9 protein-coding genes are annotated in these 12,719 nt (G+C 73.5%); 3 read left to right on the forward strand and 6 right to left on the reverse strand.

Annotated elements, in window-relative coordinates:
• Window positions 1-3: 3 nt before the first annotated feature.
• From JK361_RS09530 to JK361_RS09540, 3 genes are all read right to left on the reverse strand, one after another.
• Entirely contained in the window at window positions 4-927 is a 924-nt protein-coding gene (locus tag JK361_RS09530) for an oxidoreductase (RefSeq protein WP_201815278.1), read from the reverse strand.
• A gap of 373 nt (window positions 928-1,300) precedes the next feature.
• Window positions 1,301-1,696, reverse strand: a complete 396-nt coding sequence (locus tag JK361_RS09535) for a cupin domain-containing protein (protein WP_201815279.1) — start codon at window positions 1,694-1,696, stop codon at window positions 1,301-1,303.
• A complete protein-coding gene (locus JK361_RS09540; RefSeq protein ID WP_201815280.1) occupies window positions 1,693-3,156 on the reverse strand; it encodes an MFS transporter in 1,464 nt (487 codons plus the stop codon). Before JK361_RS09540 ends, JK361_RS09535 begins: the two co-directional genes overlap by 4 nt.
• 79 nt (window positions 3,157-3,235) lie before the next feature.
• On the opposite strand from JK361_RS09540, the gene JK361_RS09545 reads away from it, so the two are divergent.
• Window positions 3,236-3,907: a TetR/AcrR family transcriptional regulator gene (locus JK361_RS09545; RefSeq protein ID WP_201815281.1), complete on the forward strand. Its 672-nt coding sequence runs from the start codon at window positions 3,236-3,238 to the stop codon at window positions 3,905-3,907.
• Window positions 3,908-4,059: 152 nt separating this feature from the next.
• Here the strand turns inward: JK361_RS09545 and ppdK are convergent, their stop codons facing one another.
• Both ppdK and JK361_RS09555 read right to left on the reverse strand, forming a co-directional pair.
• Window positions 4,060-6,780: a pyruvate, phosphate dikinase gene (gene ppdK, locus JK361_RS09550; protein WP_201815282.1), complete on the reverse strand. Its 2,721-nt coding sequence runs from the start codon at window positions 6,778-6,780 to the stop codon at window positions 4,060-4,062.
• A 405-nt stretch (window positions 6,781-7,185) separates the two neighbouring features.
• Window positions 7,186-8,406, reverse strand: a complete 1,221-nt coding sequence (locus JK361_RS09555) for an ROK family transcriptional regulator (protein WP_201815283.1) — start codon at window positions 8,404-8,406, stop codon at window positions 7,186-7,188.
• A gap of 120 nt (window positions 8,407-8,526) precedes the next feature.
• Here JK361_RS09555 and JK361_RS09560 point away from each other — a divergent pair, with 120 nt between their 5' ends.
• Both JK361_RS09560 and JK361_RS09565 read left to right on the forward strand, forming a co-directional pair.
• Entirely contained in the window at window positions 8,527-10,035 is a 1,509-nt protein-coding gene (locus tag JK361_RS09560; RefSeq protein ID WP_201815284.1) for an MGH1-like glycoside hydrolase domain-containing protein, read from the forward strand.
• Window positions 10,032-11,969: an amylo-alpha-1,6-glucosidase gene (locus tag JK361_RS09565; protein WP_201815285.1), complete on the forward strand. Its 1,938-nt coding sequence runs from the start codon at window positions 10,032-10,034 to the stop codon at window positions 11,967-11,969. Before JK361_RS09560 ends, JK361_RS09565 begins: the two co-directional genes overlap by 4 nt.
• Before the next feature lie 416 nt (window positions 11,970-12,385).
• On the opposite strand, the gene JK361_RS09570 is transcribed toward JK361_RS09565, so the two are convergent.
• Window positions 12,386-12,589 carry a hypothetical protein gene (locus JK361_RS09570; protein ID WP_201815286.1) on the reverse strand — a complete coding sequence of 68 codons (204 nt, stop codon included), beginning with the start codon at window positions 12,587-12,589 and terminating at the stop codon, window positions 12,386-12,388.
• Window positions 12,590-12,719: the final 130 nt, after the last annotated feature.

Genomic DNA, 12,719 nt, shown 5'->3' on the forward strand with positions numbered 1-12,719 from the left:
GTGTCAGCCGGCGGGAAGGTCCAGGCCGACCCCGGTCAGCCGCTCCGAGGCGGACCGGAGTGCCGCCGCCGCCCGGTCGTCCACGGTCCAGGGCGCCCGCCACGACGGCGCCGGCGCGCCCCGCCACATCGCGAACGAGGGACCGAAGAAGGCGTCGGGCCGCACCCCGGGCGCGGTCGCCGCGTACAGCGTGGGCAGCGCCCCGGCCTCCGCCGACTGGGCGAACACGTGGTTGGCCAGCTCCCTCAGCCGCTCGGTGCCGCGCCGGCCTTCGGCCCGCGGACCGGCGGTCTGGAGGTTGGTGGCCGCGTACCCGGGGTGGGCGGCCACCGCCAGGAGGCGGCCGCCCAGCCGGTGCGCCAGCTCGTGCGTGAACAGCAGATTGGCGCTCTTGGACCGCGCGTAGGCGATCCAGCGGCGGTAGTTGCGGCGGCTGTTGGGATCGCGCAGGTCGACGTTGGCGAGGGCGTGCAGCATGCTGGAGACGGTGACCACCCGGGCCCCCGGAGCGGCCAGCAGCCGGGGCAGCAGCAGCCCGGTGAGCGCGAAGTGCCCGAGGTGGTTGACGCCGAACTGGGTCTCGAACCCGTCGGCGGTCGTCCCGTACGGTACGGCCATCACGCCGGCGTTGTTGACGAGCAGGTCGATCCGGTCGTACGGCAACTCGTCCGCGAACGCCCGCACGGACGCCAGGTCCCCGAGGTCGAGCCGCCCGAACTCGGCGGCCGCCCCGGGCGCCTCCGCCAGCAGCCGGGCGACGGCCGCCCGCCCGCGCGCCTCGCTCCGGCACGCGAGCACCACCCGGGCGCCGCCGCGGGCCAGCTCCCGCGCGGTGACGTAGCCGAGGCCGCTGTTGGCACCGGTGACGACGGCGACACGATCACCGAGGTCGGGGAGGTCGGCCACACCCCAGCTCGATCCGTTCATCAGGGATCCGCCATCCTTCCTGGACACGCGACGCCTCGACACTACGGTCATCGGCGCGTGATCCCGTCCGGGACACGTACCACCGTCCGGGGGCGGCGGTACCGCCACCGCGCGACCGGCGGCGGGCGAAGACACCACCACGGACGGCGGCGGCAGCAACAGCAGCAGCGGTGGCATCGGCTGCGAACTCGGCTGCTCCGCTGCCCGGGCCGCCGGCGAGGCGGCCCTGTGCCACCCCTGTGCGCCGGCGCCCCGGGCTACGACGCTCCTCCCGTCCTCCCCCTCCCCCTCCCCCTCGTCCTCGTCCTGATCCTCGTCCGGGGCGGGGACGGGGCGGCCTGCGAGCGGGCCGGGGCGGACGCCCGGCACCCGGTCAGTGGGCCTCGGCACGCTGCTCCTGGTACGTGCCGCGGCGGCGGGTGATCGACATCAGGTCGCTGGGGCCGTCAAGTTCGAGCCGGTGGGCACGGCCGCTCGGCACGATCACGGCGGTGCCCGGCCGCAGCCGCACCATCTCCTCCGTGCCGCCCTCCGCGGTGGGCCGGAAGTACAGGCGTGCCCCGCCGCTCAGGCAGCACACGGCCTCCTCGCCGTCGGGGTGTGTCTCCCAATGGTCGGCGTGCACGTCGGCGTCCGTCTCCACGTGGAAGGTGGCGAGCTGCCAGACACCGGGGTCGCCGTCCGTCATCCGCCGGGCACCTGCCCGGACGTCGCCGTCGGGCCGGAATTGCAGCGCCGAGCCGAACAGGTCGACGGGGGTGGGGGTCATGACGGGGTTCCTTCCAGTCGGGGTGCCTCGGCAGGGGTTGCCGCGGCGGGTGCGGTGGGGCCGGCCGTGCGGCGGCCGGGCAGGACGGTGAGCGCGACCACCGCCGCGAGTACGAACAGGGCCGCGGTGACGGCGAGGCCCAGCGCGTAGCCGCTGGTGAGCGCGGACGGGCCGGTGGGGTCGGCCGCCGTACCGGTGCGGTGCGCGGCGACCGTGGCCAGGACGGCCAGCCCGACGCAACCGCCGAGCTGACGGGCGCTGTTCAGCACGCCGGAGGCCATGCCCGCCTCGCCAGGCCGGACGCCGGTGGTGGCGACGGCCGCCGCGGGCGCCAGCACCAGCCCGGCGCCGACACTGGTGAGCAGGGACGGACCGAGCACATCGGTGAGGAAGCCGCCGTGCGGGCTGAGGCACGCGAACCAGGCCAGGCCCGCGGCCGCGCACAGGGAGCCGGTGACCAGCGAGGCGCGGGGCGAACGGGCGGCGGTGACACGGGTCGCGACCGCGGTGCCCGCCACCAGGCCGGCGGAGAACGGCAGGAACGCGGCACCGGTCACCGCCGCGCCGAGGCCGAGGACCTGCTGGAGGTAGAGGGAGACGAAGTAGAAGGCGGTGAACTGCCCGGCGGCGGCGAGGAACACCAGCAGGTTCGCCCCGGCGACCGGGCGGCTGCGCAGCAGGCCGAGCCGGAGCAGTGGGGCGGAGGACCTGGACTCGACGGCGACGAAGGCGCCGAGCAGCACTCCCGCGACGGCGAGCGTCTCCCAGGTGGCGGCGGACGCCCAGCCCCTGGCGTCGGTCCGTACGACGCCGTACACCAGCAGCCCGACGCCGCCGGTGGACAGGACGGCACCGAGCAGGTCCGGCCGCTCGCGCCGGACCGGCCGGGGTTCGGCGGGCACGGCGGCGTACACCAGGGCGAGCGCCGCCGCGACGACGGGCAGGTTGACCAGCATCACCCAGCGCCAGCCGGCGTACTCGGTCAGCACGCCGCCGGCCAGCACGCCGAGCGCACCGCCCGCGGCGTTCACGGCGCTCCACACGCCCAGCGCGCGGATGCGCCGGGGGCCCTCGGTGAAGGTGGTGGTCAGCAGTGCCAGCGCGGCCGGCGCGGTCGCGGCGGCGCCCACCCCCTGGCCCGCACGGGCGGCGACCAGTTGCCAGGGCTCCTGGGCCAGACCGCCGGCGAGCGAGCAGAGCCCGAAGACGGCCAGCCCCGCCGCGAACAGCCGGCGCCGGCCGAACAGGTCACAGGCCCGGCCGCCGAGCAGCAGGAACCCGCCGAAGGTGAGCGCGTACACGTGGACGACCCAGGACAGGTCGAGCGGGGCGAAGCCGAGCGCGGAGCGGATCTCCGGGAGGGCGACATTGACGACGGCCATGTCGAGGGCGACGACGAACTGGGCGACGGCGGCCGCCGCCAGCACCGCCCCCGGACGGCCGCGTAAGTTTTTATACATGTAAGAAAACTAGCGCGCGACCTCCCCGATGTCGACACCCGCTGCCCGGACTCCCCGCCGCCTGCGGGATGATGACCTCATGCCGCCACCGCCCGCCCCCCGCAAGACCACCGGCCGGCCCGCCCGGATCTCGCTCGAGGAGATCATCCGAACGGCGCGCGGGATCGTGTCGCAGGACGGTGTGGACCGGCTGACGATGCGCCGGCTCGCCACGGAGATCGGCAGCACGCCGATGGCCCTCTACCACCACGTCCGGGACAAGGAGGAACTGCTCCTCCTCCTGCTGGACGACTACGCGGCCCGGACTTTGCGGCGCCCCGACCCGCCTCCCACCGACCCTCGCGACCGCGTGCTCACCGCCGCCACGGCCATCCACGAGGTGCTCGCCGCGTGTCCCTGGATCGTGGAGGTGCTGACGGCGGACGACCTCATGTCGACGTCCGCCCTCTGGTTCGTGGAACAGATCGTCGCCGGCCTGACGGAGAGCGGCCTGAGCCTCGACGAGGCCGTGCACGGGTACCGCACGATCTGGTACTACACGGCCGGCGAGATCGTGGTCCGGGCGGCCTCGGCCCGCCGCCGCAGCGCCGACGCCCGCCCCACCTACCGCGACCAGATCTTCGCCGACCTCGACCCGGCGGACCTCCCCCGCCTGGCCGAGGCGGCCCCCCGCTGGGCCCCCCTGACGGCGCAGGACACCTACGAACGGGGCCTGCGGGCGCTGCTGAACGGGTTGCTGCACGACCGCTGAGCGGACGTGGAAGCCCGATTCCACATGATGCCCGAAGGGGCGGCATCCCCCGCACAGGGATGCCGCCCCTTCTTCTTCGTGCGCCGGGGCCGCCGCCGATCGGTGAGGGTCGGGGACCGACGGCGGCTCCGGGGTTCAACCGGCCCGCAGGGCTAGCGGTGGTCGCTGCCCGCCGACTGCGTGGCCGCGCGGCCGGCCTCCAGGCGGGCGACCGGGATGCGGAACGGGGAGCAGGAGACGTAGTCGAGACCGACCTCGTGGAAGAAGTGGACCGACTCCGGGTCACCGCCGTGCTCGCCGCAGACGCCGAGCTTGAGGTCGGGACGGGTGCGCCGGCCCGCCTCCGCCGCCAGCTTCACCAGGGAGCCGACGCCGTCCTTGTCGATCGTCTCGAAGGGCGACACTCCGAAGATGCCCTTCTCCAGGTAGGCGGTGAAGAAGGAGGCCTCGACGTCGTCGCGGCTGAAGCCCCACACCGTCTGGGTGAGGTCGTTCGTGCCGAAGGAGAAGAACTCCGCGGCCTCCGCGATCTGGCCCGCCGTCAGCGCGGCGCGCGGCAGCTCGATCATCGTGCCGATCGCCAGCTTGAGCACCGTACCGGTCGCCGCCTCGACCTCGGCGATGACCTGGTCCGCCTCCTCGCGGACGATCTCCAGCTCCTGGACCGTGCCGACGAGCGGGATCATGATCTCGGCGCGCGGGTCGCCCTTGGCCGTCTTGCGCTCGGCCGCGGCCTCCGCGATCGCGCGGACCTGCATGGTGAACAGGCCGGGGATGACCAGACCCAGACGCACGCCGCGCAGGCCCAGCATCGGGTTCTGCTCGTGCAGGCGGTGCACGGCCTGGAGCAGGCGCAGGTCGTTCTCGTGCGGCTCCTGACGGGACTCCGCCAGGGCCACCCGGACCGAGAGTTCCGTGATGTCCGGGAGGAACTCGTGCAGCGGCGGGTCCAGGAGGCGGATCGTCACCGGCAGGCCGTCCATCGCCTCGAAGAGCTCGACGAAGTCCTTCTTCTGCAAGGGCAGCAGCTCCCGCAGGGCGGCCTCGCGCTCCTCCTCGGTGTCGGCGAGGATCAGCTTCTCGACCATCTCGCGGCGCTCACCGAGGAACATGTGCTCGGTGCGGCACAGGCCGATGCCCTGGGCGCCGAAACGGCGGGCGCGCAGCGCGTCCTCGGCGTTGTCCGCGTTGGCGCGCACCCGCAGCCGGCGCTTGCGGTCGGCGAAGGCCATCATGCGGTGGACCGCCTCGACCAGCTCGTCCGCGTCGTCGGCACCGGGGTGCATGCGGCCCTCGAAGTACTCGACCACGGGGGACGGCACGACCGGGACCTCGCCCAGGTAGACCTTGCCCGTCGAACCGTCGATGGAGATCAGGTCGCCTTCCTCGACGACGTGGCCGCCGGGCACCGTCATCCGGCGGCGCTTGGTGTCGACCTCCAGCTCCTCGGCGCCGCAGACACAGGTCTTGCCCATGCCGCGCGCGACGACGGCCGCGTGGGAGGTCTTGCCGCCGCGGGAGGTCAGGATGCCCTCGGCGGCGATCATGCCGTCCAGGTCGTCGGGGTTGGTCTCGCGGCGGACCAGGATGACCTTCTCGCCCGAGCGGGACCACTTGACGGCGGTGTACGAGTCGAAGACCGCCTTACCGACCGCCGCGCCCGGCGAGGCCGCGATGCCCCGGCCGACCTGCTCGGTCTTGGCCTCGTCGTCGAAGCGCGGGAACATCAGCTGGGCCAGCTGGGCGCCGGTGACGCGCTGGAGCGCCTCGGTCTCGTCGATCAGGCCCTGGTCCACGAGCTGGGTGGCGATGCGGAAGGCGGCACCGGCGGTGCGCTTGCCGACGCGGGTCTGGAGCATCCAGAGCTGGCCGCGCTCGATGGTGAACTCGATGTCGCAGAGATCCTTGTAGTGGTTCTCCAGGGTCTCCATGATCTGCATGAGCTGGTCGTACGACTTCTTGTCGATCTGCTCCAGCTCCGCGAGCGGGACCGTGTTGCGGATGCCCGCGACCACGTCCTCGCCCTGCGCGTTCTGCAGGTAGTCGCCGTAGACGCCCTGGTGGCCGGAGGCGGGGTCACGGGTGAACGCGACGCCGGTGCCGGAGTCGGGGCCCAGGTTGCCGAAGACCATCGAGCAGACGTTGACGGCGGTGCCCAGGTCGTGCGGGATGCGCTCCTGGCGGCGGTACAGCTTGGCGCGGTCGCCGTTCCAGGAGTCGAAGACCGCCTTGATGGCGAGGTCCATCTGCTCGCGCGGGTCCTGCGGGAAGTCCCGGCCGGCCTCGGCCTTGACGATCTTCTTGAACTTGGTGACCAGCTTCTTCAGGTCGGCCGCTTCCAGGTCCGTGTCGACGGTGACCTTCTTGGCGGCCTTGGCCGCGTCGAGGGCCTCCTCGAACAGCTCGCCGTCGACGCCGAGGACGGTCTTGCCGAACATCTGGATGAGGCGGCGGTAGGAGTCCCAGGCGAACCGGTCGTCGCCGGCCTGCTTGGCCAGGCCCTGCACCGACTTGTCGGACAGGCCGATGTTCAGGACGGTGTCCATCATGCCGGGCATCGAGAACTTCGCGCCGGAGCGGACGGAGACCAGCAGCGGGTTGTCGGCCTGGCCGAGCTTCTTGCCCATCTTCGCCTCGAGGGCGTCGAGGTGCGCACTCACCTCGTCACGCAGTGCCGCGGGCTCCTCACCGCTGTCCAGGTAGACCTTGCAGGCCTCCGTGGTGATGGTGAAGCCGGGAGGGACCGGGAGACCGAGGTTGGTCATCTCGGCGAGGTTGGCACCCTTGCCGCCGAGGAGGTCCTTGAGGTCCTTGTTGCCCTCGGTGAAGTCGTAAACGAACTTCGCTACGTGGGGTTCTTTGTTTTCCGACACGGGTCTCGACTCCTTGAGGCCACGGTGGCTGCCCTGACGGCCAGGAACATACCCAGATCGAAGGTTCCTGGGTACGTGCACTTGCGCGTCATGCGCCCGTAACCACCCGTCCGCCAGCGGATCGAAAGTCAAAGCTTGGCAAGCCAAGTCGCTCCGATGTTTTCACTTCTTGAACGCATGAGGGTCCACAGGTGCGGATTTCCGCTCATGTGAGCGACCCTCGACACGATTGATTTCGATCGATGAACGATCAAGGGGTGGCACCCAGTGCCACCCCTTGGAGAAGTGCAGTCGCCCATGATCCGCTCATCTGAGCGCACCCCTTATCAAGGGTGGCGAGAATCACGCTCCCACAGCGGGCCCGATTTCACCATGCGGACGTCGGTCCGAGCGGAAGAGCCCGTGTCACACGCCCATCGCGGCGAGCCGCTCCTCCACCCGCCCGGGCGCGTAGAGGTGCTCCACCACCAGCGCCCCTGCGCCGATCAGGCCGGCCCGTTCCCCGAGCCGGGAGGTGACGACGTCCAGGCGGGCCGTGGACCGGGGCAGCGCCCGCTGGTAGAGCAGTTCGCGCACGCCGGTCAGGAAGGGCGTCCCGGCCAGATCGCCGGCGATCATCAGCACGCCCGGGTTGAGCAGGGTCACCACCGTCGCCAGCACGTCCCCGACCCGGCGCCCGGCCTCCCGGGCGAGCGCGGCCGCCTCCGGGTGCCCGGCGGCCAGCAGGTCCCGCACGTCCGAGCCGGAGGTGGCCGGCACCCCGGCCGCGGCCAGCCGCCTGGCCACGGCACCGCCGCTCGCGACCGCCGCGAGACAGCCGGTCGAGCCGCACCGGCACAGCGCGTCGGTGCCGACCCGGATGTGCCCGATGTCGCCCGCGCCGCCGTCGACGCCCCGGTAGACCGAGCCGTTCACGACCACCCCGGCACCGATGCCGGTGGAGACCTTGACCAGCACGAAGGCCGTGCAGTCGGGGTGTCCGGTGCGCTGTTCGCCGTAGGCCATGAGGTTGGCGTCGTTGTCGACGAGGACCGGGACCGCGGCGGCGCCGGTGTGCTCGGTGAAGGCGCGGGACATGGTGCCCCGTATGTCGTGGCGGTCCCAGCCCGGCATGATCGGCGGCTGGACGACCCGGCCGGTGTCGCTGTCCACCGGGCCCGGCACCGCGAGCCCGATCCCGCACACTTCCTCCGCCCGGTGCCCCGCCTTGGTCAGCAGCTCGGCGAACCAGTGGCCCAGCTCGCCCAGGACGGCCTCGGGGCCGTCCTCGACCACCAGCGTGCCGGCGTGCTCGGCGAGGATCTCGCCCGTCAGGGAGAGGACGGCGGCGCGGGCGTGCCGGGTGTCCAGGTCGGCGGTGAGCACCACCGCGTGCGAGTCGTCGAACTCCAGGGTGATGGACGGGCGTCCGCCGAGCGGCGAGCCGACGGGGCCGCCGGCACCCTCACGCAGCCAGCCCGCCCGGAACAGCCGGTCCAGGCGCTGCCCGACGGTGGCCCGGGACAGTCCGGTCGCCTGCTGGAGCGCACCGCGCGTCACCGCCCGTCCGCTGCGCACGAGTTCGAGCAGATCGCCGGCGCCCGCCTGGCTTCCGCTCCTGCCGGTCCGGCCCGGACGCCCCGTCATGCGCACCCCCTTGTGTTCCTCAAGCCTGCATTACATAGTGGGTTTTGCGTGTTAAATAGACGTAACCCTACGGTGGCCCCAGCCAAACCCGGCCGGCCGGACGTCTTCGGGGAGTCCCGAGTGGAACGCACCGCCCAGCTCACCGCCCGCCCCACCACGTACGGGGTCGCATACGATCCACCGGTCACGACGACGTCGCTGCACGCCAGAGCGGCCCGGGTGCTGGAGGCGAACTGGACGGGCGGCTCGACGGTCCCTTCCCGGAACCTGTACCCGCACCAGTGGTCCTGGGACTCCGCGTTCATCGCCATCGGACTGCGGCACGTCTCGCCGCTGCGGGCCCAGACGGAGCTGGAGACGCTGTTCGCGGCCCAGTGGGCCGACGGGCGCGTCCCGCACATCGTCTTCAACCCCTCCGTACCGCTCGACGCGTACTTCCCGAGCCCCGACTTCTGGCGTTCCTCCACCGCCGGGCGCCCCGCGGGCGCCCCGCGCACCGTACAGACCTCCGGCATCGTGCAGCCACCGGTGCACGCGCTGGCGGCCTGGCTGGTGCACCGCGCCGACCCCGCGCTGTCCCGGACCCGCGGCTTCCTGGCCCGGATGTATCCGCGGCTGGCCGCCTGGCACCGGTATCTGCTGCACCGGCGGGACCTGGGCGGCGCCGGCCTGGCCTGCGTCGTCCACCCGTGGGAGCAGGGCATGGACAACAGCCCCTGCTGGGACGCCCCGCTGGCCCGGATCACCCCGGCACCGGCCCGCTCCTTCCGCCGCGCCGACCTCGACCACGGCGCGGCCGAGGACCGGCCGACCGACCTGGACTACGGGCGGTACGTCCGGCTCGCCGCCGACTACCGGGACGGCGGGTACCGGGACGGCGGGTACCGGGACGGCCCGGGCGGCGAACACGACGCCGGGGGCGCGGAGTTCGCCGTGGAGGACCCGGCGTTCAACGCCCTGCTCATCGCCTCCGAACACGCCCTCGCGCGGATCGCCGAGGAGCTGGGCGCGGCCGGCTCCGCCCGCCGGGCCCGCGCCGAGCGGCTGACGGAGGCGCTGGTGACACGGTTGTGGGACGCGGAGGCCGGGATGTTCCTGTGCCGGGACCTGCGCGGCGGCGACGCCCTCGTACCCGAGCGCGGCGTCTGCGGGCTGATCCCGCTGCTGCTGCCCAGGCTCCCCCGCGACATCGCCGCCGCCCTCGTGCGCACCCTCCGCGGGCCGCACTTCTCGCTCGGCGACCGCACCCGGCTGGTCCCGAGCTACGACCTCCTCGGGGAGGCCTTCGACCCGCACCGGTACTGGCGCGGCCCGGCCTGGTTCAACACCAACTGGCTGCTGGAGCGCGGGCTGCGCGCGCACGGCGAGACGGCGGCGGCCGACGCCCTGCGCACGGCGCTGCTGCGGCTGGCCGACGCCACGGACTTCGCCGAGTACGTCGACCCGTACACCGGTGAGCCCTGCGGCGCGTCCGGCTTCGGCTGGACGGCGGCACTCGCACTCGACCTGTGCCACCGGCCGCCCGCACCACACGAGCGTCAAAAGCTGGACAAGAGCCCACAAAACGACGTGTCCGCCGCGGACACCGGCACGTTCGACAGGAGTGACAGAGGAGGGGACCGGGGATGACGGACCGGCATCATCTGCTTGTGCACGGCGCCACCTTCGCCGCCGTCGGCGACCGTGGCGACATCAGCGGGGTGCGCGGCGGCGGCTCCCCGGACGGGTTGTTCGTCCGGGACGCCCGGCACCTCAGCCGCTGGCAGCTCACCGTCGACGGCGCGGTGCCCGACGTGCTCTCCCCGGTGACGGGCGGGGACGCGGCCCGCTGCGTACTGGCCCCGCGCGGCGGCCGGCAGGAGCCGCCGGGCCACACGCTCTTCCGTGAACAGGCCGTCGGCGACAGCTCGTTCGTGGAGTCCGTGCGGGTGACCAGCAACCGCCCGGTGTCCACCACCGTCCGGCTCGCGCTCACCGTCGACGCCGACTTCACCGACCAGTTCGAGCTGCGTTCCGACCACCGCACCTACGTGAAGCCCGGCGCCGTGCGCTCCCGCCAGATCCTCGACGACGGGATCGAGTTCACCTACCGGCGTGCCGAGTGGCGGTCCTACACGACGATCATGGCCGACCCGGCCCCCGACGCCGTGGAGGAGACGGGCACCGGGGCCCGCCGCCTGGTGTGGGCCCTCGATCTCGCACCGCACGGCACGACCGAGCTGCTGCTGCGGGTGATCGCCCGTCCGCACGGCGAGAAGCGCGCCCTGCGCGTGCCCCGCGACCCCGCCGCCGTGCACCGGCAACTCCGGGAGCGGGAGGACGAGTTCGTGCAGGGCGTGGCCTTCCCGGCCGGCTGGCCGGAGCTGGCCGAGGCCTGCGCCCAGGGCCTCGCCGACCTGGCGGCGCTCCAGGTCCCGGCCACCGGACCGGACGGCGAGGAGCTGCGCGTCCCGGCGGCCGGCGCCCCCTGGTTCCTCACCCTGCTCGGCCGCGACGCGCTCCTCACCTCCCTCTTCGCCCTGCCGTACCGTCCCCGGCCGGCCGCCGCCACGCTCCTCGCCCTGGCCGCCACGCAGGCGACCGGCACCGGTCCCTCCCCGGTCGCCCAGCCCGGCAAGATCGTCCACGAGGTACGGCACGGGGAGCTGGCCCACTTCGGCCAGGTGCCGTTCCGCCGCTACTACGGCTCGGTCGACGCCACTCCCCTGTTCCTGATCCTGCTCGGCACGTACGTCGAACAGACCGGGGACGCGGAACTCGCCCGCCGCCTAGAGCCGCACGCCCGTGCCGCCGTCGGCTGGATGCTCGACCACGGCGGCCTGACCTCGCGCGGTTATCTCGTCTACCGCGCCGACGAGGGCGGCCTCGCCAACCAGAACTGGAAGGACTCCCCCGGCGCGATCTGCTGCGCCGACGGCACCCGGCCCACCGGCGCGGTGATGGCGGCGGGCGCCCAGGGCTACGCGTACGACGCGCTGCGCCGCACGGCCCAGGTGGCGCGCACGGTGTGGGCCGACGAGACGTACGCCGCGCTGCTGGAGCAGGCCGCGGCCGACCTCCGGGACCGTTTCCAGCGGGACTTCTGGATGCGGGAGCGGTCCTTCCCGGCGCTGGCGCTGGACGGACAGGGCCGGCAGATCGACGCGCTGGCCTCCGACGCCGGGCATCTGCTGTGGTCCGGACTGCTGGACAAGGAGTACGGCGAGGTGGTGGGCCGACGGCTGCTGGAGCCGGACTTCTTCTCCGGCTGGGGCGTCCGCACGGTAGCCTCCGGCCAGTCGGCGTACCACCCGCTGTCCTATCACCGGGGCTCCGTCTGGCCGCACGACAACGCGCTGATCACGCTGGGCCTGGCCAGGTACGGGCTGCACGACGAGGCCCGGACGGTGGCACACGCGCTGGTCGACGCGGCGACGGTGACGGGTCATCGGCTGCCGGAGGCCCTGGCGGGGTACGGGCGGGACACGCACGGTGAGCCCGTGCCGTTCCCCCACGGCTGCGGCCGGGAGGCCCGGTCAGCGGCAGCACCACTCGCCCTGCTGACAGCGGTAGGAGGCGCCTGACCCCCGCACCGACCTCGCCGGGCCGAGGGCCGACGGCCGACCGGGCGCCCGCACAGTACGGGCCCACCTTGCGGGAGGCGCGGCCGGCGGGGGCCCGACCCGCCGGGGCGGGCACGCGTCGTCCCGACGGTCGCCCGGGTGCCCGCACATTGGGGCCCACGTGCGCGGGGCACGGCCGACCTGAGCCGACCTCGCCGGGTCGAGGACCGACGGGGCGCGCGGGCCGCCCTCGTCGTCCGTCTCCGGCCGACTGCCCGGTCCCGGCGGACTCCTCCGTCCCGGCCGGTGGCCGGCGTCGACACGGCCGCCGTCGGCCTATTGACCAGGTGTTTGCCCTGCCTGCGTGAACAGTGGTCCGCGGTGCCCCGTACGGGAGGGCGGTCGACGGGCTGCGTAGGGAAGGACTCCGGGTTGTCTCAGGACACGAGCACACGCCAGCCGGCAATAGAGGAAAGCGAGGAGGTCCCAGGCCTCACCCCCACACCGGAGGAGGCCACCACGGCACCCGCATCCGCGCGGAAGAACGGCGCCGCCGCGCAGAAGGAGGCCACCGCATCCGCATCCGCATCCGCATCCGCATCCGCGCGGAAGAACGGCGCCGCCGCGCAGGAGGAAGTCACCGCACCCACTCCCCCAGTTGAGGAGGCCGGCGGGCCTGAGGAGGCCGCCACACCCGCGCCTGCGTCTGCGTCTGCGGGAGCCGCTGCCCCCACGCCCACGGCCGCACCCGCGTCCGGAGAGGCCGCCGCG

This window comes from Streptomyces musisoli, from assembly GCF_016741855.1.
Lineage (GTDB): Bacteria > Actinomycetota > Actinomycetes > Streptomycetales > Streptomycetaceae > Streptomyces > Streptomyces musisoli.